We start from the raw sequence: 21,657 nt of genomic DNA on the forward strand, positions 1-21,657 counted from the left end.
GCCCATGGAGCTCCTGGTCATCCTCCTGCTCACCCTGCTCAACGGCTTCTTCTCGCTGAGCGAGATCGCGCTGGTGAGCGTGAAACCCGCCCGCATCCAGGCGATGGTGGACCAGGGCGACCGGCGCGCGCGCACCATCCAGCGGCTGCTGGCCGACCCCGAGGGCTTCCTCAGCTCCGTGCAGGTGGGCATCACCCTTATCGGCATCATCTCGGGCGCCTACGGCGGCGCGGCGCTCACCGACGACCTGGAGAGCGTGCTGCAGGGCTGGCCGGCCCTGGCGCCCTACGCGCACAACACGGCCTTCGCGGTGGTCATCGGCGGCATCACCTACTTCACCATCGTGGTCGGCGAACTGGTGCCCAAGTCCATCGCCCTCGGCGCCCCCGAGCCCATCGCCCTCTTCGCCGCGCCCATCATCCGCGTCTTCACCCTGGCCACCTACCCCATCGTGAAGCTGCTGGCCGTGAGCACCAACCTGCTGATGAAGCTGGTGCCCGTGCGCGAGGACCGGTCGGACCAGCTGAGCGAGGAGGAACTGCGCGCCATCATCCGCACGGCCAACGTGCAGGGGGTGCTGGACCAGGCCGAGAGCGAGGCCCACCAGAACCTGTTCCGCTTCAGCGCCCACCGCGCCCGCACCCTCATGACCCACCGCGGGCAGGTGGAGTGGATCGACAGCACGCGGCCCCTGCCCGAGATCGTGGCCCAGGTGCGCACCAGCCTGCGCTCCAAGTTCCCCGTGTGCCGCGGCACGGTGGACGAGATCGAGGGCACCCTCAGCGCACGCGACCTGCTGGAACAGGAGGACGGCCCCGGCTTCACCCTGCGCCAGGTGGTGGTGCCCCCCATCATCGTGCCCGAGAACGCGGAGGCCTTTGACATCCTCAAGCGCTTCAAGAAGAGCAAGCAGTACATCGCCCTGGTGGTGGACGAGCACGGCCAGTTCGAGGGCGTGGTGACGTTGCACGACCTCACCGAGGCCATCGTGGGCGACCTGCCCGACGAGGACGAGGAGCACCCCGGCCACATCGTGCAGCGCGCCGACGGCAGCTGGCTGGTGGACGGGCAGGTGCTGATCGGCGACCTCAACCAGCGCGTGGGCCGCACGCTGATGGACGAGGAGGAGACCAGCTACGCCACCGTCGCCGGCTTCTTCCTGGGCCGCCTGGAGCGCATCCCCACCGCCGGCGACCGCATCGAGGCCGAGGAGTTCACCGGCGAGGTGGTGGACATGGACGGCAACCGCATCGACAAGGTGCTCATCATCCCCCGGGCCCGGTGAAGCGCTTCCTGGTGATCCAGACCGCCTTCCTGGGCGACGCCGTGCTGGCCACCGGCCTGCTGGAGAAGCTCCACGCCCACTTCCCCGACGCCGCGATCGACCTGGTGGTGCGCCAAGGCAACGAAGGCCTCTTCGACGGGCACCCCTTCCTGCACCGGCTGTTCGTGTGGGACAAGCGCCGGGGCAAGACCCGCGCCCTCTTCCGGCTGATCGGCGACCTGCGCCGGACCGAGTACGACCACATCCTTAACGCCCAGCGCTTCTTCAGCACGGGCCTGATGACGGTGTTGGCGCGCGCGAAGGAAAAGGTGGGCTACGACAAGAATCCGCTGAGCGTCCTGTTCACGCGCACGGTGAAGCACGTCATCGGCGACGGCCACCACGAGATGGACCGGCTGAACGCGCTGATCGAACACCTGACGGACGGCACACGTCCCCTGCCCCGGCTGTACCCCACGCCTCAGGCCCAGGCGGAAGCCCATGAGCACGACCTGTCCCGCCCCAGCGGGATGTCCGCATGGGCACGACCTGTCCCGCCCCAGCGGGATGGGCATCCGCCCTTCGTCTGCCTCTTCCCCGCCTCCGTGTGGTTCACCAAGCAATGGCCGGAGCATAAGTGGATCGAGCTCGTGAAGGCGCTGCCGCCCGACCACGCGGTCTTCCTGCTCGGGGCGCCGGGGGATAGCGCCCTGGCCCAACGCATCATCGCCGCCAGCGGACGCGGCGTGGACCTCTGCGGCCGGCTCAGCTTGCTGGGCACGGCCGCCCTGATGGAGGGCGCGGCGATGAACATCGTGAACGACAGCGCCCCGCTCCACATCGCCAGCGCTGTGAACGCCCCCGTGACGGCCCTCTTCTGCAGCACCGTGCCCGCCTTCGGCTTCGGGCCACTGCGCGCGAACGGCCACCTCGTGGAGACGACGGAGAAGCTCGATTGCCGGCCCTGTGGGCTGCACGGGCATCGCGCGTGTCCCAAGGGGCATTTCAAGTGCGCGGAGGGGATCGAGGTGGGGCGGGTGTTAGGGCCGTGACCGGGCCGCTGGGTGTTCGCCACCCACGTCTTGGAGAAGCGTACCGAGATCGCTACCTTCAGACCCGGTTGCCCGCTCAAGCCGCGAAACCACCGAGATCCAGAACCATGACCGCCCCAAGGCCCCTGGTCAGCTCAACAGTCCACTGGACGACCTCGACCGCTGACCGTGATCTGGGTTTTACCACCCGGAATAGTGGAATAGTACCACCCCTATAGGCGAAATAGACCCAGGATCTGGGACAACCCCCTAGTTATGCGCCATCCAAATGACCACTAACAAAGCCATCCGTATACTGAAAGACATGAGGAAGGATATTGACGGTCTTCCTCCAGCAGAAACACTGCCCACAAACCAACACAGGGAGTGGTTATGGAGGATCAAGAGCTATGCGGACAATTTTTTTGAGAAAGGATCTAGTGAACACGAGTTGATAAGTTGCACATCATTTAGAATAGAAAATGAAATAACACGTATCAAGGGCTATTCCTTGAAAGAGCAACAGGAAGAATTGAAGAAAGAGGCCAAGCTAAGGATAGACCACTGTATTGATCACTTGGAAAAATTTGGAATCTACGAGCCACCAAAAGCAAACTTCCTGTCCAGAGTAAGCGATACATGGTTATCTATAAGCATCCCAATAATCGTCCTAGCGATATTTGGGCTTGGTGTCATTATAGGAAAGAACCAGATGGACAAAGACTCCATCAAGACAGAGCAAGAACTGAAGGAGCTACGAGATAGCCTATCTATCGCTACTCCTGCCCTTGAGATACCCAATCCAGTAGCTCCCAAAGCTGACGAGAAACATAGCCGCCATCATAGCGACAGTGGTGGTGTTAAAGGCATCAAATGAAAAAAGAAGGACAGGCGCATAACAGCCCCTTGTCGCAAGCCCCCTCAACACAGGCCGACGCTTCGGGCCTGCGTCAAGCGGCGGAACGTTAGGTGCCATCGCGAAAAAGCCAACGCGCAAAGCCCTCGCACGAAAATACGCCGACGCTACCAAGGCCCACGCTCGACTGAGAACAGAACCCGGCCCGGCTGAGAACCCAGAAAAGGGCGGCAGCCAATGCCGCCCGAGAACTTCGGTGGACTGAAGAAAAAGAACCGGCTCCGCCGGAAAGGACTTGAAGAGGCGGCGGCCAACGCCGCAATGTTCACCATGTGTAGAAACAGTCGTAACGCAGCCGAAGCGGCTGGCTACTTTTGCTAGCCTGCCATGAGCAAAAAGCCCGCACAGGAGAAGTTCTACACAACAGATGAGGCGGCCGAATACTTGCGCGTCTCCCCTTCTCGCGTTCGCCAACTCATAGGCGAGGAACGACTCAAAGCAGACAAGGTTGGTCGTGACCACCTGATCGTGGCTGAGGCACTCGTGGAGTATGTCGCCAAGGGCAAGAAGAAGCGCGGCCGACAGCGCAATGTGAATAAGTAATTCTTGCTCGTGCGTTAGTAATGCAGTAGACTTGCCTTCTCAACACTTGATGCCATGCAGGCCATGCACAACAGTGAGCCATACCCGGTTCTTGACAGATCCAGAGACTTCGCCGCTATACGTGCTTCACTTGCCGGCGTCATAGGCTTCGAGCATGATGAAGCGTTGCTTGCTGTTGGGGATTCACTCGAAAACCTGAAGAAGATCCCCGATCATTCGGTCAGTCTAATCCTTACCGACCCACCTTATCACAGCACAAAGAAGGACAACATTCATGGCGATACTGCCTTCAAAAGTGACGCCGACTTCCTTGACTGGATGAAGCAGTACTCAGTCGAATGGAAGCGGATACTTAGACCCAATGGCACGTTGTTCTGCTATTGCTCCTCCGAGATGTCAGCAAGGCTTGAAGTTCTCTTCTCCGAAGAGTTCAATATCCTCTCTCAAGTCGTTTGGACCAAGCCTAACGAGCCCGGCTTCGACGGGTGGAAACAGAAAATGAAGAAGGAGGCTCTACGGCAATGGTACGCGCACACCGAACGAATAATCTTTGCGGAACCATCTAGCCCTGGAAATTTGACGAACTCATGGTTTGCGAACTTCCTGCGCGATGCACGCAAACAGTCAGGTCTCTCAGGGCATCAGCTCACTGAAATAACAGGTGCTTACGGTAAGGTTAATCACGGGGGGGCAGTATCCAACTGGGAAACCGGGCGCAATGTGCCAAGCCGGGAGCAGTATGAGCGCATTTGCACGGCGTTCTTGGAAACGGGAAATGTACAATCCATGCCCGCCTATGAGGACTTAATTCGCCCATTCAATGTCAATGGCAACGTTGAGTTCACGGACGTATGGACCTTCCCGTCTGTTAGACCATACAAAGGCAAGCATCCCGCCGAAAAGCCGTTGTCAATGCTTGAACATGCTATCCAAGCGACTACCCATCCCGGTGACATCGTAATTGATTGTTTCAGCGGATCGGCTAGCACAGCGATGGCTTCTCTCAATCTTGGCCGTCGAACAGTGTCCATGGAAATCGACCCTAAGTGGATAGAACGTACGCAGTCTTTACTAGCGGCGAGACTATCCTCAGGAAAAAGATCAAAGGAGATCACGATGCCGACAGAACCAAAGCCGAAGCGGGTCCGCGAACAGATGGAGCTTACTCTGTAGGAAGTAGACCCGCTTCCTCGTTGCGCCCAATCACCTCTCGCATCCATTTTAAGGTCTTCTCGATTCCTTCATCACCCACGACAACGTTGCACTTGTGATGTCCCCAGCCGAGATTATAGGCTCTATGGTTAAATATTCCCACTCGTAATTCGTTGACGTGAAACAGGTTCACCTGCGTGATGGTTAACCCTAGTACCTCTCTCCCTTCCGCTTGTTCCATACGGTTGAAGAAACTCTGAGCGCTCAAAGGCTCTAGACATAGCGGACAGATAGAAATGTCGTTTGCATTAAGTATGCGTACTTCTCTAAGCTTGTTGTAGTCCAACAATCCTTCACGGATGGCTACTTCAATAGCATGACTTTTACGCCGATCGGCGTCAGCTTCACTCATCCCATTTGACACCGTAACCGCAAGGGCATCGTGGCAATGCCAGAATATTGCTTCGAGCTGCATCTTGCATAGTTCCAGTGTACGACTATCTGCATATTCGTACACGCGAATTCCTGCTCCCTTACTGTCCTTGTGGTTGAAACCTTCATAGATGGGCTTTGCCTTTCTTCCTGAGGTACTACCTGGAACACGCGCAACATACTGCCCTCCAAGTGGAGCTTGCCTACTATCCGCTGGAACCCATCCATGACTGGTCGGGTCATGTGCCTGCCACTGTGCCCTTGACTCGTAAAACACCAAGGCATTCTCGCCTAGCACCAAGCCATTCGTGAGCAGCACATCTTCAACATCAGGGGTGCCGAAATATGTTTCGGGTGATATGAGAACGATATACCCGTTTTCGAATGATTCCGCCCCGCTAGGGTGCATTGGCTCGATGTCGATTCTATTGTAGCGGATGAGTACCGTATTGTTTCGCAACACTCGATTCTGATACACCTCATTGTTTGAAGCGCCTCGTGTTTGCCCGGTCTTGTAAATTTTGTCCTTCAGCAGCTGCGGAAGTGCGGGTATGCGTGCAATGCTCTTCTTGGCCATCCTTGCTTTTCTTTCCGTCCAAGGTAGGTCCTCTTGCCAGAATCCACGTCAACATCGCAACGCTCCTCCAGAATCGCAATGGTGCCCACTGCGCCTAACAGGGAAAGCCCAAAGGCGAACAGACGGGCCGGTTTCTGAGTCCCGCTTGTCCACTGACAGCAAGCCACTACCTTGCAGCAATGGGCGGGACCAAAATGCGGAAGACGCGACGGCACCTAACATCGGCTTGCAGCAATGCGCCCCAACGCACCAAAGAGCCAACGCACGAGCGCACTGCTGCAAGCCTCATCCGTTATGTGCTATGCCAATAGACCGCTACGAACTAACATATAGACATTGACAAATGAAGAAAGAAAACCAAATAAGACTGACAGAAGAAATCATTGAAACTGCATACAGACTGCTAACTCATAAACTTGCTTTTGGCGGACTAACAGCACGAAATGAAAGCTCTTTTCAGTTAGAATTTGGACACATTTTAAAAACATTAGGACAACTCTATGAATTTAGACTTGCTGACAAATTTCATCTTGAATTTGAAACTTACATTTCGCTTAACGAAACAAGTATTAAAAGCAAATCGGACAGAGCAAGAGTAGATTTATTGCTTAAATATCAAGACGACAATAGCACGACAACAGCCGCAATAGAATTGAAGTTTTTCAAAAAAGAAAATCACAGAGAACCTAATAACAGATATGACGTTTTCAAAGACATTTCAAATCTTGAGTTATACAAGAAACACAGCATAGACATTTGTTATTTTATTCTTGCGACAGACCATTCACACTATTACAACCAAGACAATTACTCACAAGACACTTCAGACTTTGATTTCAGAAATGGAAAAAGTTATAAAGCAGGAACTAACTTACAATACAAAACAGACAAACCATACGGACAGGACATTTCATTAAACCAAGACTATGCTTTTTCGTGGGACAATATAAACGACTTGTATTTTTTGAAACTAAAAGTATGACAAAGGCACAAGCACATAACACGGGTTTTGCGTCAGGCTGGGTGACGTGCAAACTTGGAGCTTTGTACTTCTATTCAAGTGTGGTGCAGGTTGACAGTTTTGTGCTCCGAAACCCGCCCGAACGCAAAGCCCGAAAACGTTAGCAGTAATGGCAGGACGACCCAACCGACAATAATAAATAATGCAAAAAACGACATTTAAAATATCAAAAATGGACTGCCCATCCGAAGAACAAATGATACGGATGAAACTTGCCGACTTGAAGAACATCAACTCGTTGGACTTTGATATACCTAATAGACTGCTGACCGTTTTTCACACAGACAACCACGACCAAATTTTTCAGCGACTTGACAACTTAAAATATGACACTTCACTTATTGACAGCGTTTCGGCAGACAATTATTCTGTTACAACCGACAACACCGACCGAGAAAGAAAATTGCTTTGGCAAGTTTTAGCTATCAACTTTTTCTTTTTTGCACTTGAACTTACGACAGGTTTCATTTCAAACTCAATGGGACTTGTTGCCGACAGTTTAGATATGCTTGCCGACAGTATTGTTTACGGACTTGCACTTTTCGCTGTTGGTGGGACAATGACACGAAAAAAGAACATTGCAAAATCAGCAGGTTATTTTCAGTTGACACTTGCCATTTTTGGTTTCATTGAAGTAATCAGACGATTTATTGGAACTGAAACAGTTCCTACATTTCAGACAATCATAATTATTTCAATTCTTGCACTTATTGGCAACGGACTTTGTTTGTATTTACTGCAAAAAAGCAAAAGCAGAGAAGCACATATGCAAGCGAGTATGATTTTTACATCTAATGACGTAGTTGTAAATTTAGGTGTAATTGTCGCAGGCGGACTTGTTTACTTGACAAACTCAAAATATCCCGACCTTATCGTTGGGACAATAGTATTTTTCATCGTTGGACAAGGAGCATTTAAAATTCTAAAACTATCAAAATGACGGAAGAACAAAAAACCACTACTGCTAACAGCGGTTTGGCAAAAGGCGGGGTTTCGTGCTTCGTAGAAACATTTGTGGTTTATCAAACATTTTTGCTTCGTATGAACATTTGTGGTAAAAATCCCGCCCTTCGCCAAGCCGCAATCCGTTGAACGCCATCGCGCCCCGTGCGGCGCGCCAGCGTCCAACCCCGAATGACCACCGCCAGTAGGGTGCACGCCCCGGCCACCCCGTAGTTTCGCGGTACCCGCACCGCCCTTGTCCCCCCTGCTCACCGTACACGACCTGCACTTCGCCCACGACGGGCGGGGTATCCTGCATGGGGTGGGGCTGGAGCTCGGCGTCGGCGAGGTGCTGGTGGTGGTGGGTCCCAGCGGCTGTGGCAAGACCACGTTGCTGCGCTTGATCGCGGGCCTGGAGCGCCCTTCGGCGGGCCGCATCGCCGTGCAGGGCCGCCCCATGGCCGATGCCGGCACCTGGGTGGCGCCCGAGGCGCGTCCGGTGGGCTTCGTCTTCCAAGGCCTGGCGCTCTTCCCCCACCTCACCGTGCAGGGCAACGTGGGCTTCGGCCTGGCCGACCGGCCGCGGGCCGAGCGCGAGCGGCGCGTGCGCGAGGAGCTGGCCGCCGTGGGCCTGGAGGGCCTGGACGACCGCTACCCGCACCAGCTCAGCGGCGGGCAGCAGCAGCGCGTAGCCATCGCCCGCAGCCTGGTGCGCCGCCCCGCGCTGATGCTGATGGACGAGCCCTTCAGCGACCTGGACCCCGCCACGCGGGCGGCGGTGCGGCAGGAGGTGCTGCGCATCCTGCGCGCCCACGGCACCGGCGCGGTGGTGGTGACGCACGACCGCGAGGACGCCTTCCACCTGGCCGACCGCATCGCCGAGATGGACCAGGGCCGCATCGTACGGATCGGCCCGGCAGCGGACTTCCGCGCGGCATGGAGCGCACAGCCTTTCGCCCCATGAGCACCGACCGCCTGCCCCAGCTGCGCGCCCTGCTGGCCGAGGAGCCGGGCGACCTCTTCCTGCGCTACGCCATCGCCCTGGAGCTGAAGCGGCTGGGCGACACCGACCCCGCCATCGCCGACCTGGAGCAGCTGGTGCGCGATGCGCCCCACCACATCGCCACCTACTACCAGCTAGCCTTGATGCTGGCCGAGGTGGGGCGCACGCACGATGCCCTGCACGTGTGCGACGTGGGCCTGCTGCAGTGCACCGTGGCCGGCGACCGCAAGGCGCGCGCCGAGCTGCAGGAGCTGCGCCATGCCATCGCCGACGAGGCATGAGGCGCCGCGCCACCATCGTCCTGCTCGCCGCCGCCGCGGGGCTCGGCGCCCTGCTCACCGTGGCGCCCTGGCTGGCCCTCACCGCCCCGGTGGGCGCTCCGGCCCTGGTGGTGGAAGGCTGGATCCCGGTCGACCGCATGTCGGATGTGCTGCGGCTGGTGCAGGCTCGCGGGATACATCAGGTCTTCGTTACCGGCGGCGAACGACCTCTGAGCGAATACCTCCACACCGGCGACACGCTCGTGATCGACGGCGCGCCAATGGCCGGGCCCTGGCAGATGCAACTGGCCGGGCTGCCGGGCGTGCGCTGGCAGCTTCTGGGCGACACGCTTCCGCTGCAAGCCGGCACGGCCGATGGCACCCTGCGGGCGGTGGACATCAGCGTGGGTCAGGGTGTGCGGCATCTTCGGTTGGTAGTCGCAGCGACGGTTGCAGCCAGCGACACTGCGGCCCTGCTCTTCGTGCAAACACTGTCCCGCGCAGGTCAGGCGCTGTCGGCGACGGGTCATGCGGTGCGGGTGCAAGGGGCCGATGGGACCCGAACGATGTGCGCGCTCACCTGGGCCGAGGAGCGCGCGCAGCGGCTGGTCGCGCTGGGCCTGCCTGAGGCCCACGTGCTGGCGGTGCCGGGTCTGCCCAATGCGCGGGGGCGCACCGTTTCGGCCGCGCAGGCCATGGCGACCCAGGCGCGCTGGCTGGGGCTGGGGGCCTACGAGGTGGTGAGCCTGGGCGTGCATGCCCGCCGCACCCGCAACGCCCACCGGCGGGCCAATGGCGATGCGGTGCTCGTGGGGGTGATCGCCCTGCCCGACCCGCAGGTGCCGCCGCGCACCTGGTGGCTCCGACCTGACGCGTGGCCTCTGGTGGCCAAGGAACTGGCCGGGCTGCTGCGCGATGCCGCAACGGGTACCTTTGGGTCGTGACCACCGTCCGCCTTCGTTCCCTGCCGCTGTGCGCCGTGCTGGTCCTCGCCTTCGGGGGGGCGATGCGGGCGCAGACCACCCTGCGGGTGATGACCTACAACCTGCTGGCCTTCCCGGAACCCGTGCCGGCCGGGCGGCAGGACACGCTGGCCCGCATCGTGGACCATGTGCGTCCGGACCTGCTGCTCGTGCAGGAGATCCGCACGGTCACCGGCGCCAACCTGGTGCTGAACGACGCCCTGAACAACAACGGCGTCACGCGCTTCAGCCAGGCCGCCTGGGTGCCGCAGATCAGCGACCCGGGCAGCACCGTGAAGCTGCAGCAGCAGCTCTACTACGACCACGAGCGCTTCACCCTCAATGGGCAGCAGACGCTGACCACGGCGGTGCGCGACATCAACGTGTACACCCTGTACGTGAACGACGTGGACCTGCCGCAGTCGCAGGACACCACGTGGATCACGGTGTACGTCGCGCACCTGAAGGCCAGCACCGGCGTGGTGAACGAGTATGCGCGGCAGCAGATGGCCGAGGTGCTGATGGCCCACGTGAACACACTGCCCGCGGGCCGCAACGTGCTCGTCGCGGGCGACATGAACATCTACAACGCCAGCGAAGGAGCCTACACCACCTTCATGACCGGCGGGGGGGGTAACCCGCTGGACGACCCCTTGACGCTGCCCATCAGCTGGAACGGCAACTCGGCCATGGCCCAGCACCACACGCAGAGCACACGCACCAACACGCTCTATGGCGAGGGCGCCGGCGGTGGGCTGGACGACCGGTTCGACCTGATCCTGCTGAGCCAGACGGCGATGAACGGCGGGGACCGGTTGAGCTACGTGGCCGGGAGCTGCCGTCCGGTGGGCAACTCGGGCACCTGCTTCAACGACAACATCACCGATTGCAGTTCGGGGCAGACGCCCTTCGCGGTGCTGCGCGCGCTGTACTACATGAGCGACCACCTGCCCGTGGTACTGGACCTGAGCTTCGACGGCGTGGTGGCGGGCGAGGCCCCGCGCGAGACCCCGGCCCCGCTGGCGCTGCGCCACGCGGCGGACGGTGCCCTGTTCGTCGACGCGCAGCGGCCGGGCGAAGGGATGCTGGAGCGCTGGGATGCCCAGGGCCGCCTGCTCGAACGCCGCAGCCTCCGCTTCACCGAAGGCACCACGACCCTGCCCGCTGCGGCCGCCGCTGCTGGCTTTCAGGTGGCCGTGCTGCACCTGGACGGCCTCAGCCTTCGCCACCCCTATGTCATCGCCCCATGAGCACAGCACGCCCGCCTTTGGACGAGATCCCCGCCTTCTACCGCGGCTATGTGGAGGAGGCACCGGGCGTGGATGTGTGCGATGCGCTGGTGCGCGCCGCGGACGCCGTGCAGGCCGCCTTCGGTGCCGTGCCTGAAGCACGCGGCGACCATCGCTATGCGCCCGGCAAGTGGACGGTGAAGGAGGTGCTGCTGCACCTGATCGACGCCGAGCGCGTGTTCGCGTACCGCACGCTGCGGTTCGCGCGCCGCGATGCCACCCCGCTGCCGGGCTTCGACGAGGACGCCTGGGTGCCTGCGGCGCGGGCCGCACGCCGAACGCTGGCCGAACTGCTCGCCGAGCACCGGGCGGTGCATAGCGCCACGCTGGCGCTGTTCCGAAGCTTCGAGGAGGAGGACCTCCTGCAGCGCGGCACGGCCAACGGCAACGCCATCAGCGTGCGCGCCATCGGCTGGGCCACGGCCGGGCACGCGCTGCACCACGTGGCCGTGCTGCGCGAACGCTACCTTGGTTGACATGCGGAGCATCCACGACTGGTTCGCGGCCTACGGCGAAAGTCACCGCGACCCCACCAACAAGGCGCTGCACTGGGTCTGCATCCCGGTGATCTTCCTGAGCATCGTGGGGCTGCTGTGGGGCATCCCCTCCCCCGTGGCCACGCCGCACGTGTGGGCGTGGGTGGCGGTGGCGGCCGTGGCGGTGTTCTACGCCCGCCTGTCGAAGCCGATGATGCTGGCCATGGTGGCCTGGAGCCTGCTGTGCTGCGGGCTGGTGGTGCTGATGGAGCGCTGGCTGCCTCTGCCGCTCTGGGTCACCTGCCTGGGCCTCTTCGCCGGCGGATGGATCGGCCAGGTCATCGGCCACCACATCGAAGGCAAGAAGCCCAGCTTCTTCCAGGACCTGCAGTTCCTTCTGATCGGCCCGGCGTGGCTGATGGGCGATCTGTTCCGCCGCGCGGGCCTGCGCTACTGAGGCAGGCGCCGGAAGTAGGTGGGCCGGTGCGCGGGATCCGTCGCCGGGTCCAGCACGGCCTGCAGGTCGGTGAGCAGCACATCGGGTTCCAGCATGGCGCGACCGAAGAGGTCGGCCTCCGCGCTGTTGGCCACGAACACGGTGCCCCTGCGGAAGGCCGGGGAGTCCAGCATGCGCTGATCCACGCCGGGAAGGTCGGCCGCACCGCGCAGGACGGGCACATCGGCCAGCACGCCCCAATGGGTGCAGGCATGGGCATCGGCCATCACCACCTCCATCGGCAGATCGAGGTTCCCCTGGGCGACGCGGTCCGCATAGCGGTACCGCGCTCCCGCATCGGCCACCAGGCGGGCCATCAGGCTGTTGCCCGCTGGCACGCTCCAGACCCCGCGCCAGGCGCTGCCGACGAACACGAGGGGTGCGTCCGGGTCGGCTTGGCGCACGCGGGCGCGGTAGCGGGCCGCGATGCCGGTGTAGAGGCTGTCGGCCACGGTCGAGGTGCCGGTGAGCACCCCGAAGAAGCGAAGCCATTCGGCACGGCCGAGCGGATGCGGTTCCAGGTATTCGCACACCGGCACCGCCACATGATGCTGCGGCAGCCGGGCCATTCCGCCGAACGGATGATCGAGGACCAGCGCGGGGGCGAGGGCGGTGAGCTGCTCCAGGCGGGCGCCCTCCCCCTCGGCCAGACCGGCGAGGGCATTGGTGGCCAGCGCCGCGCGCAGGGTGCTGTCGCGCTGTCGCTCGGGCCAGGCGCAGGCGGATACGCGTGGCAGGGCGCGCAGGGCGGACACGTAGGCGGTGTGCGTGGTGCTGAGCAGGACGAGCTCCAGGGCGCTGGGCCGCACCCCCGTCCAGGGACCGGCGCACGGCCCTTGCGGCGGCGGCTCCGCAGCGGTGATCAGCAGGCGGGCAAGGGTGTCCATGGCCGCCCCGAGCACGAGCACGGCCTCGCCGTCGGGCCCTTGCCAGCTGCGGAAGTGCGTGGCGGCGTCGTTGGCGCGCTCGGTCCACGGGGCCGCGGCCGCAGGCCTGGCGGGCGGAGCGGCCGGACCGCAGCCGGCGAACAGGGCCAGGACGGCGATGGCCGACAGGGTCCTCACTGCAGCTCGATGATCATCTCCATCAACGCGTCGCGCAGCAGGTCGCGGCCGGTGGCGAGGGCGCGTGCGTCCACCCCGAAGGCGTGGTCGGGCAGTTCACCGCGGTCGAGCAGGCCTCGGGGCGTGCCCTCGTACACATAGCGGATGAGGGGGATGTGGAAGACCAGGCCGGTGTTGGGCGTGCGCATCCGAAGGATGCGGCCTCCGCAGCTGCTGAGGCTGTTGGTACCGACCTCTTCACCGACGATGCTGGCCCTTCCGGCCCGGCGCGCCATCATCACCAGAGCGGCGGCGGCCTCGCGGGTGAAGGCGTCGCACACCACGTACACCTTGCCGTCGAACGCGTTGGGCTGTGGCTCCAGCAACTCCAGGCGCGGGTCGTCCGGGCGCAGGTGGTAGCGGCCGTGATCGCCGGGCAGGTAGTTGGCCGCCAGAGTGGCGAAGAACTCGGGCAGTGGCTCGCACAGGCCGTAATGCTTGGGTGGAGCGCTGAGGCGCACGGTCATGTCCTGCACTACGCGGTAGGGCTTGAGGGCGTAGATGGAATGCACCAGTTCGGCCAGGGCCAGCTCGCTGCCGGCAGCGCCGCGCACATCGATCACCAACACGCGGGAGCGGTTGCGTTTGAGGTCGCGGCGCAGGTCCTCCACGAACCGCTCGGGCTTGATGCCCGCGTTCAGCAGGGTGTCCGTATGGAAGTTCCGCAGCGCGAGCCAGGTGGTGTGGTGGTCGGCGTGGTGGGCCGCGCTCCATGGCAGCAGGGGCCCGTTCTCCGGCCTCACCGAGCGGCGCACCTCCTCACCGGTGAGGCCCATCACCTGTTCGGTGCGGGCGCGGCCGCTGGGCGGTTCGAAGGCGATGGTGAAGGTGGGCGAGCGGTCCAGGTGGCGGTACAGCAGGTAGGGCAGGTCGCGTTCCACCTGGCGCACGCGGAACAGGGAATCGTTCGCATCGGACAGGGCTTTGCTGGCGAGGGTGTCCAGGATGCCGGCGGCCGAACGGCCATTGATGGAGAGGATGCGGCTGCCGGAGGGGATGGAGCGGAAGCCTTTGAGCTCCTCCTCCACGTAGAGGCCCTGGCCTACGGCGCGCACGGCGAGGGGCAGCAGCGGCACCTGTTCACGCAGGGAGCGCTCGACGGTGGCGGGCAGGTCCACGCGTGTGTGGGCGTCGCCGATGAGCTGCAGCACGGGTGTGAGCAGGTCGGTGACCTCGGCGGCCGTGAGGGGGACACGCGCAGCGGCGATGGCCTCGTCGATGGCGCGGTCCAGCGCGGCCTTCGTCACGTGCCGATACGGGTCGGCGTGGGCCTCGTGCAGCGTGCTGCGCCAGAGCTCCAGGTCCGCCGCCACATGCTCCGGGTAGTGGCGCTGACCCTCCAGGGGATCGTGGACCTGCGCCCCGGCCGCCAGCGGGAGCAGCGCAAGCGAGAGGATGGACAGCCCGGCGGCCGGCGTGCGGAAGGTCATGCGCAAAGGGCTGCGAATTTAGGGCCACGGTCTGCCCGTCCGGAATGACATGGCCCCAGCACGGAGGCCGGGGCCATGGACCGATCGGGTGCGGACACGTCAGGCCTTCACCGTGGTACGAGGCGCGGCGGCGAGCACCTCGGGCTCCACACCGTCCTTGTACTTGGCGAAGTTGTCGTTGAACGCCTTGGCCAGGCGCTCGGCCTGCTGGTCGTAGGCGGTCTTGTCCTTCCAGGTGCTGCGCGGGTCCAGGATGCCGTCGGGCACGTGCGGGCAGGTGGCCGGGAAGCTCACGCCGAACACGGGATGCTGCCGGTAGTCCACGCTGTCGAGCTCACCGCGCAAGGCCGCAGTGATCATGGCACGCGTGTACTTCAGCTTCATGCGTTCGCCGGTGCCATAGGCGCCACCGCTCCAGCCGGTGTTCACCAGCCAGATGCGCACATCGTGCTGGCGCAGTTTCTCGCCGAGCATGGCGGCGTACTGGCCGGGGTGCAGGGCCAGGAAGGGCGCGCCGAAGCAGGCGCTGAACACGGTCTTGGGCTCGGTGACCCCGGCCTCGGTGCCGGCCACCTTGGCGGTGTATCCGCTGATGAACCAGTACATGGCCTGCTGCGGGGTGAGGCGGCTGATGGGAGGCAGCACGCCATAGGCATCGCAGGTGAGGAAGAAGATGTTCTTCGGGTGGCCGCCCATGCTGGGCACGGCGATGTTGTCGATGTGGTGGATGGGGTAGCTGACGCGCGTGTTCTCGGTCTTGGTGCCGTCGCTGAAGTCCACCTTGGTGGTGCCCTCGTGGAAGACGATGTTCTCCAGCAGGGCGCCGAACTTGATGGCGTCCCAGATCTGGGGCTCCTTCTCGGCGCTGAGGTCGATGCACTTGGCGTAGCAGCCGCCCTCGAAGTTGAACACGCCGGAATCGCTCCAGCCGTGCTCGTCATCACCGATCAGGCGGCGGTCCGGGTCGGCGCTGAGGGTGGTCTTTCCCGTGCCGCTGAGCCCGAAGAAGACGGCGGTATCGCCATCCTTGCCGATGTTGGCGCTGCAGTGCATGCTGAGCACGCCGCGCTCCTGGGGCAGCACGTAGTTCAGCACGGTGAAGATGCCTTTCTTGATCTCGCCGGTGTAGCCCGTGCCACCGATGATGATCATCTTCCTGGAGAAGTTGATGATGGCGAAGTTGTGCTGGCGCGTACCGTCCTTGGCGGGATCGGCGGTGAAGCCGGGCACGCACACCACATGCCACTCGGGGGTGAACTCCTCCAGCTCGGCCGCGGTGGGGCGGATGAACATGTTGCCCGCGAAGAGGGCGCTCCAGGGGTACTCGGCGACCACGCGCACGTTGAGGCGGTAGGCGGGGTCGGCGCAGGCGGTGGCGTCCTTGACGTACACATCACGGTTCATCAGGTACGCGCACATCTTTTCGTAGAGGGCGTCGAACTTGGCGGGGTCGAAGGCGATGTTGACGTCGCCCCACCACACCGTGTCCTGCGTCTTGGCGTCCTTCACGCAGAACTTGTCCTTGGGGCTGCGTCCGGTGAACTCACCGGTGTCGATGGCCAGGGCGCCGCTGTCGGCGAACACACCTTGGCCGTTGACGATGGCGTGTTCGATCAGCTCTGCGGGCTCGAGGTTCCAGTAGGCATCGCCCACCAGGCCCAGGCCGATGGAGGAGAGGTCCGCGTTCTTCGGTCGCTTGCCGAACTCGTTCATGTCCGTAGGGTTGGAATAGGGCGGCAAAGGTAGAGGAAGGCCGGGTGGGCGGGCCAACATCCGTCAGTGTCCGCGGCGGGCACCCACCAGCAGCAGGAGCCAGCCGGCGATGAAGCACAGGCCGCCCAGGGGCGTTACCGGTCCGATGAACGGTGTAAGCCCTTGGGTGCCAAGCAGGTCGCGGGTGGCCAGCAGGTACAACGAGCCGGAGAAGGCCACCACCCCGGCGAGGAGCAGGCCGCCGGTCAGGCGGAGGGAGCGTTCCGGGATCCGGTCGTGCAGGGCGGCCAGCAGCAGCAGGCCAAGGCCGTGGTAGAACTGGTACTCCACCCCGGTGCGCCACTGGGCGAGGGCCTCGGGCGACAATACGGCCCGCAGGCCATGGGCCCCGAAGGCACCGAGGGCCACGGCGATGGCCAGCACGGCGGCTCCGGCGGTGATGTTCCGACGCATGGCGCAAAGGTGGGTCGAAAAGCGAAGCCCCCCGGATCACCGGAGGGCTTGCACGATCGTGGGGTGGATCAGCGCTCGTTCTTGAGCTTCTCCATCTCCTTGTCGAAGGTCTCCTTGAACTTCTCGTAGTCGTAGTCGATGCGGAGGCGTTCGTCCTGGCTGAGGCGCTCGTTGTACTCGCTCAGCAGGTCCTGCGCGCTGAGCTCGATGGCGAGGTAGCTCTTGTAGGTGTTCTGCGGGGTCTTGGTGAGCTTCTCGCAGATGGTGCGGGTGCCGCTGAGGCGCTGGTCGGTGACCTCGCGGGTGAGGCCCTCGAAGCGCTCGGCGATCTCCTCTTTGTTGTTGAGCTCGCGGCTGTTGACGTAGTTGTCGACGACGCGCTTGACGGCAGTGTTGATGTCAGCGGCGAGCTGACCGCGGGCCGCGTTGAGGGCCTTGCTCTTGGCGGTCTGCTGGTCCATGCTCTCGCCCACGGCGTTGGCGCGGAAGAAGTCCTTGTTGGTGAAGTACTCGGGGCCGGAGCAGAGCACCACCACCTCCACCTCGTTGGGGGGGGGCTGGGTATTGTTCTCGGCGATCTTCTTCTTGGGCTTGCAGGAGGCCATGCCGGCGGCCAGCAGGGCGGCCGACAGCACAAGGGTGGCGGGGCGGAGGGTCGTGGTGCTCATGGTCGTCGACGTGGTTCGTGTCGTTGGGTTGCGATTTTGCGAACGGCGTGCCAAACTTCCGGAATGCCCGTGGTTCCTACAAGATCGCGGCGATCAATGCGGGCACAAGGTCCTGGCGCAGGTCCTGGGCGCCCTTCTTGTAGGCCTCCAGGGCGGCCTTGTCGTAGGCCAGTTGCACGCCCTTCATGCCCTGGCGGCCGGTCTGGTGCACCAGTTCGCCGGTGCGGCGGTCCGTGCAGGTGAGGGTGATGTCGAGGAAGGCGGTGTAGAAGCCGCTGGTGGTGCCGCCCTCGCGGGTGTCGGCGGCCAGCACGATCACCAGGTCGCTCTCGGCCTCGCGGTCCACGAAGCGGAAGCCGCGGCGGGCGAGCTCTTCGCGCAGGGCGAGGGCCACGCCGGCGTTGGCCAGCGCCGAGCCGTAGGCGCGCTCATCGGCCTTCAGCAGCACGCGGGGCATGCGCAGGTCGATGGGCACATGCAGCTCGGGCACGCTGAGGCTGGCAGTGAGGGTGCGCACGATGGCCGGGTCGCCGGCGCCGTTCACCAGGGCGTCCAGGTCCAGGCGGACGAGCAGCTCGGGCGCAGGGGCCTCCAGGGACACCCCCTCCACGGTGATCCGGGCATGGCCGTCGGCGTCGGTGCGCTTGGCCACGCTCACCTTGCCGGCGCTGCCTGGGTAGGAGGCGGAGAGGGGCACCTGGGCCATGTCGCGCAGGACCCCGGAGGTCCCATGTCGCGCGCGGATGAGCAGTTCGCGGCGGTGGCCGTTGGCCGGTTCGAGCACGCAGCGTTCGGGCAGGCTGCCCAGGGTGAGGCCGGCGGTGAGGCCCTGCAGGCCGGCATGCAGCTCGTTGGCCAGCACCACGGACCGCCCGTCGATCTCCGTGCGGTCGGCCTCGCCCCAGTGGTCGCGCAGGGCGATCAGGGCGCGCAGTTCCTGATCGAACGCGCCGGGCAGGTCGCCGGCGTCGAGGGCGGCGCGGCTGCGGGTGTGAAGGTCGATGGCCTGGGCCACGGCGGCGCGCTTCTTCTCGGCCAGGAGGCGGGCGTGCTCGGCCTTGCTCAAGCGGTAATAGGTCCAGAGCTCGGTGCCGCTGTCCCAGCTGTCCACCAGTTCGAAGCCCTCCAGCTGCTGGCTGGTACGGGTGCGCACCGTGCTGGTGTAGCTGTCGGTGAACTGTCCGCGGGTGTCCAGCGTGTAGAGCAGGCTGTTGCCTTCCACGGTGACACTGATCTCACTGGCCAGGTCGTTGAGGGCGTTCTGCTTGGCGGCCTCCTGGAAATCGGGCCGGTTCTTGGGAGCGATGCCGATGCCCACGTAATAGGCGCCGGTGACGGGCCGGCCGTCCACCCAGGCCGGGCGCACCGCCGGCGCGGGCGGGGGTGGCTGCTGCACGTGCTGGGCGGGTTTGCATGCGCCGGCGAGCAGCAGAAGGGACCAGCGGAGGGCGCGGCGCATCACGGGAGCTTCTGGGACACGTGGCCCACCACCTCGCGGGCGATGCGGTCGCCGGCCTTGCGCATGGCGTCGTTCACCAGGGAGGCCACGGGCTTCACCTCGCGAGGGGCGTTCAGCAGCGTGCGCAGGTCGCGGCGGGCGCGGTCGGTCTGGTCCAGCGCGCCGTTGAGGCTGGGCAGAAGGGCTTCGCGGTCGCCTGCATAGTTGGCGTAGTAGGCGTGGTCCTCCTCGTTCACGTCCACCACGCTGCTCACCAGCACTTCGCCGGTCTCCAGGCTCACCAGTCGGTAGCTGAAGGAGGCCACCACCTTGTTCTCCTGGAAGTGTTCGGTGTACTCCACGGGCTTGTACTTGGTCACCAGCACGGTTTCGCCGGTCTCGGGCACCTTCTGGCGGACGCTGTAGGCCTCATAGCCTTTCTTGGTGCTGAAGCGCGGTTTGCCGGCCTCCTCGCGATAGGTGATCAGGTCGCCCATCAGCACGGCCTTGGCGCCGATGAGGTTGCCCACCTGCACGGCCGTGGCCTGGTCCACCACGCCGCTGAGGCCGAGGCGTTGCTCCTCGAGGATGCGGTCCATGTTCTCGCGGTCCACCACCTTCAGGAAGGGATCGCCCGAGCCCGTGATGCCGCTCACGGTCTGGGCCTGCAGTCGGGCGGCGAGGTCGGTGCGCTTCCCGCTGCTGGCGAAAGGGAGCACGGCGATGGAGTACTGGCCTTTGGCGAGGGCCTCGGCGCGCAGCGCCGACGCGTCCTTGTAGGCGGGGTCCTTGGCCAGCACGCGGCTCAGTTCCTCGTGGGCCCGGCGGTACCGACCGCCTTCCAGGTCGCTCTTGGCGGCCCGGTACAGCGGCTCCAGGTAGGCGATGTTCTGCAGGCTGCTGGCGTCCTTGTAGCCGGGTTCCAGCTTGGCGATGCGGGCGAAGGTGGCCTCGGCGGCCTGGAACTCCTGGTGCTCCAGCTGCCCCTGCCCTTTCGTGTAGAGCTCAACGAGGTGCTCGCCCTTCACCCGTTCGTACTCGTCCTGCTGATGTTCGGGGATCTCGAGCACCACGCCCAGGCGGCCGGCACGGTCGGCGTAGGCCTTGGCGTCGAGGTAGGTGTCCACCGCCTTGGCGCGGTCGCCGGTGCCGTTCACCTCGCGGAAGAAGGCGCCGAGCTTGTCGTTGAGCAGGGTCTGCCCCGCCTTCTTGAGGCCGATCTTGGCCTCCACGTTCTTCTGGTCGCGCTGCAGGGCCTGCAGGTACATGTCCGCGGCTTCAGCATAAAGACCGGCCTCGTCGAGCTTCTCGCCCTTCTTCACATAGCTCTTGGCGCCGGAGCAGCCCGCCCACAGGGCGGCGGTCGCGGTCAGCACGAGCAGCGGTCGACGCAGGGAGGCCATGGTCGGGGCGGTGCGGTGGTTCCGGCGCTCAGCGTCCGCGGATGTACGCGTTGAGCTCATCGACCGAGCTCTCGAAGGTGAACGCATCGTTCAGCTTGAAGTAGTTGCTCAGGTCGAACGTGTGGTCGTAGGCGAACTTGGCGAAATCGAGCTTGGTCTCCTCGAAGGTGAACAGCTCCATGATGCCCCTCACCTGGTCCACGGTGAAGCAGCGGTCGGTGGCCACCTGCTTGGCGACGCTCATCCGCGTGTCCTCGAAGCTCTTGGAGCTGATGCTGGACCTCGCATCGGCGAACTCGCCGCTGCTCATGGGCCAAGGGCATCCCACGCGGCCGGTGTAGCCGGGCATGGTGTACACCGGAGGTTCCGCCGGACGCGTGGCCGTGGTCTCCACCGGCTCGTCCAGGTCGGTGGTGACGGTGGTGGTGGTCGTGGTCGTCGTGGTGGTGGTCGTCGTGGCGCTGGTGCCCAGCACGGGGTCCGTCACGTTCACGTTCATGTTCACGCCCAGGCCGTTGAAGCCGACGGTCATGTTCACGTTCTCCCCGGTGCCCGGGGTGGTGGTGGTCTGCTCGGTGACCACCACGGTGGTGCCGGTGCTGCCAGTGCTTCCACCGCCGCCCGGGTTGGTGGCGCTGGTGGGCACATCGTCCTGGAAGCCCACGGGACGGGGCTTTTCATCGATCACCAGAGCGCCCGCGGCGGTGCCCAGGGCGGCTTCGCCTGTTGGGCGGAAGACCTTCTCCCCCTTCTTGTTGGTGGTCACCATCACGGTGTACTCCTTGCCGAGCGGGAAATAGCCCTGCTTGCGCACCTCCGGGATGGAGAGGTCCTCGAAGCGCACGAGCACCACGGGCGTCTCGTTGCGGATGCCGGTGGCCACTACGCGAGCGGCCGGCTTCTCGTTCTTCACATCTCCGTCCACCACCAGGGTGAACTTGACGCCATCATCGGTGAAGAGCACCAGGTCGCTGGTCTGGGCATCGGCCAACGCGGAGAGGAACAGGGCGGCGACAAGGGGGATCGGGCGTAGCATGGCTTCAAATGGGTTGCGAAGGTAGGTCCGCCACCGCCTTGGCAAGGCC

Annotated in this window: 22 protein-coding genes; 13 read left to right on the forward strand and 9 right to left on the reverse strand. The window is 63.4% G+C overall.

Annotated features, from left to right (window positions below; all coding sequences use genetic code 11):
- Positions 1-4 precede the first annotated feature (4 nt).
- The 5 genes from IPJ87_08405 (at position 5) to IPJ87_08425 (ending at position 4,927) form a co-directional block, all read left to right on the forward strand.
- Positions 5-1,285: an HlyC/CorC family transporter gene (locus tag IPJ87_08405; protein MBK7941882.1), complete on the forward strand. Its 1,281-nt coding sequence runs from the start codon at positions 5-7 to the stop codon at positions 1,283-1,285.
- Positions 1,282-2,316 (forward strand): glycosyltransferase family 9 protein, encoded by a 1,035-nt coding sequence (locus tag IPJ87_08410; GenBank protein MBK7941883.1) that lies wholly within the window; start codon positions 1,282-1,284, stop codon positions 2,314-2,316. The genes IPJ87_08405 and IPJ87_08410 overlap by 4 nt, the downstream gene beginning before the upstream one ends.
- Positions 2,317-2,620: 304 nt before the next feature.
- Positions 2,621-3,172: a hypothetical protein gene (locus tag IPJ87_08415; protein MBK7941884.1), complete on the forward strand. Its 552-nt coding sequence runs from the start codon at positions 2,621-2,623 to the stop codon at positions 3,170-3,172.
- Between the two features lie 366 nt (positions 3,173-3,538).
- Entirely contained in the window at positions 3,539-3,754 is a 216-nt protein-coding gene (locus tag IPJ87_08420) for a helix-turn-helix domain-containing protein (protein MBK7941885.1), read from the forward strand.
- A 63-nt stretch (positions 3,755-3,817) separates the two neighbouring features.
- Entirely contained in the window at positions 3,818-4,927 is a 1,110-nt protein-coding gene (locus IPJ87_08425) for a site-specific DNA-methyltransferase (GenBank protein MBK7941886.1), read from the forward strand.
- Here the strand turns inward: IPJ87_08425 and IPJ87_08430 are convergent.
- Positions 4,917-5,915, reverse strand: a complete 999-nt coding sequence (locus tag IPJ87_08430) for a BstXI family restriction endonuclease (protein ID MBK7941887.1) — start codon at positions 5,913-5,915, stop codon at positions 4,917-4,919. The genes IPJ87_08425 and IPJ87_08430 overlap by 11 nt on opposite strands.
- Before the next feature lie 343 nt (positions 5,916-6,258).
- Between IPJ87_08430 and IPJ87_08435 the strand changes: the two genes are divergently transcribed.
- The 8 genes from IPJ87_08435 (at position 6,259) to IPJ87_08470 (ending at position 12,325) form a co-directional block, all read left to right on the forward strand.
- Positions 6,259-6,897, forward strand: a complete 639-nt coding sequence (locus tag IPJ87_08435) for a hypothetical protein (GenBank protein MBK7941888.1) — start codon at positions 6,259-6,261, stop codon at positions 6,895-6,897.
- Positions 6,898-7,078: 181 nt separating this feature from the next.
- Positions 7,079-7,876, forward strand: coding sequence for a cation transporter (locus tag IPJ87_08440; GenBank protein MBK7941889.1), 798 nt, complete (start codon positions 7,079-7,081; stop codon positions 7,874-7,876).
- Between the two features lie 258 nt (positions 7,877-8,134).
- Positions 8,135-8,842, forward strand: a complete 708-nt coding sequence (locus tag IPJ87_08445; GenBank protein ID MBK7941890.1) for an ABC transporter ATP-binding protein — start codon at positions 8,135-8,137, stop codon at positions 8,840-8,842.
- The gene (locus tag IPJ87_08450) at positions 8,839-9,162 is read left to right on the forward strand and encodes a tetratricopeptide repeat protein (protein ID MBK7941891.1); all 324 of its coding nucleotides are present in this window, start codon (positions 8,839-8,841) and stop codon (positions 9,160-9,162) included. Before IPJ87_08445 ends, IPJ87_08450 begins: the two co-directional genes overlap by 4 nt.
- On the forward strand, positions 9,159-10,085 hold the full coding sequence (locus IPJ87_08455) for a hypothetical protein (GenBank protein ID MBK7941892.1): 927 nt from the start codon (positions 9,159-9,161) through the stop codon (positions 10,083-10,085). The genes IPJ87_08450 and IPJ87_08455 overlap by 4 nt, the downstream gene beginning before the upstream one ends.
- Positions 10,082-11,353, forward strand: a complete 1,272-nt coding sequence (locus IPJ87_08460) for an endonuclease/exonuclease/phosphatase family protein (protein ID MBK7941893.1) — start codon at positions 10,082-10,084, stop codon at positions 11,351-11,353. The genes IPJ87_08455 and IPJ87_08460 overlap by 4 nt, the downstream gene beginning before the upstream one ends.
- A complete protein-coding gene (locus tag IPJ87_08465; GenBank protein ID MBK7941894.1) occupies positions 11,350-11,868 on the forward strand; it encodes a DinB family protein in 519 nt (172 codons plus the stop codon). Before IPJ87_08460 ends, IPJ87_08465 begins: the two co-directional genes overlap by 4 nt.
- 1 nt (position 11,869) lies before the next feature.
- Positions 11,870-12,325, forward strand: coding sequence for a DUF962 domain-containing protein (locus IPJ87_08470; GenBank protein MBK7941895.1), 456 nt, complete (start codon positions 11,870-11,872; stop codon positions 12,323-12,325).
- Here the strand turns inward: IPJ87_08470 and IPJ87_08475 are convergent.
- The 8 genes from IPJ87_08475 to IPJ87_08510 all read right to left on the reverse strand — a co-directional run bounded on the left by IPJ87_08475 (position 12,319) and on the right by IPJ87_08510 (position 21,608).
- Positions 12,319-13,428, reverse strand: a complete 1,110-nt coding sequence (locus IPJ87_08475) for a hypothetical protein (GenBank protein ID MBK7941896.1) — start codon at positions 13,426-13,428, stop codon at positions 12,319-12,321. The genes IPJ87_08470 and IPJ87_08475 overlap by 7 nt on opposite strands.
- Positions 13,425-14,897, reverse strand: coding sequence for a hypothetical protein (locus IPJ87_08480; protein ID MBK7941897.1), 1,473 nt, complete (start codon positions 14,895-14,897; stop codon positions 13,425-13,427). Before IPJ87_08480 ends, IPJ87_08475 begins: the two co-directional genes overlap by 4 nt.
- 99 nt (positions 14,898-14,996) lie before the next feature.
- Positions 14,997-16,610 (reverse strand): phosphoenolpyruvate carboxykinase (ATP), encoded by a 1,614-nt coding sequence (gene pckA / locus IPJ87_08485; protein MBK7941898.1) that lies wholly within the window; start codon positions 16,608-16,610, stop codon positions 14,997-14,999.
- Between the two features lie 63 nt (positions 16,611-16,673).
- Positions 16,674-17,063: a DUF423 domain-containing protein gene (locus IPJ87_08490; GenBank protein MBK7941899.1), complete on the reverse strand. Its 390-nt coding sequence runs from the start codon at positions 17,061-17,063 to the stop codon at positions 16,674-16,676.
- Positions 17,064-17,131: 68 nt separating this feature from the next.
- Positions 17,132-17,731, reverse strand: a complete 600-nt coding sequence (locus IPJ87_08495) for a hypothetical protein (GenBank protein ID MBK7941900.1) — start codon at positions 17,729-17,731, stop codon at positions 17,132-17,134.
- A gap of 76 nt (positions 17,732-17,807) precedes the next feature.
- A complete protein-coding gene (locus IPJ87_08500; protein MBK7941901.1) occupies positions 17,808-19,190 on the reverse strand; it encodes an LPP20 family lipoprotein in 1,383 nt (460 codons plus the stop codon).
- A complete protein-coding gene (locus IPJ87_08505) occupies positions 19,190-20,572 on the reverse strand; it encodes a hypothetical protein (protein ID MBK7941902.1) in 1,383 nt (460 codons plus the stop codon). The genes IPJ87_08500 and IPJ87_08505 overlap by 1 nt, the downstream gene beginning before the upstream one ends.
- Positions 20,573-20,600: 28 nt before the next feature.
- Positions 20,601-21,608, reverse strand: a complete 1,008-nt coding sequence (locus IPJ87_08510; GenBank protein MBK7941903.1) for a DUF4476 domain-containing protein — start codon at positions 21,606-21,608, stop codon at positions 20,601-20,603.
- Positions 21,609-21,657 lie beyond the last annotated feature (49 nt).

The organism is Flavobacteriales bacterium (assembly GCA_016713875.1).
GTDB lineage: Bacteria > Bacteroidota > Bacteroidia > Flavobacteriales_F > PHOS-HE28 > PHOS-HE28.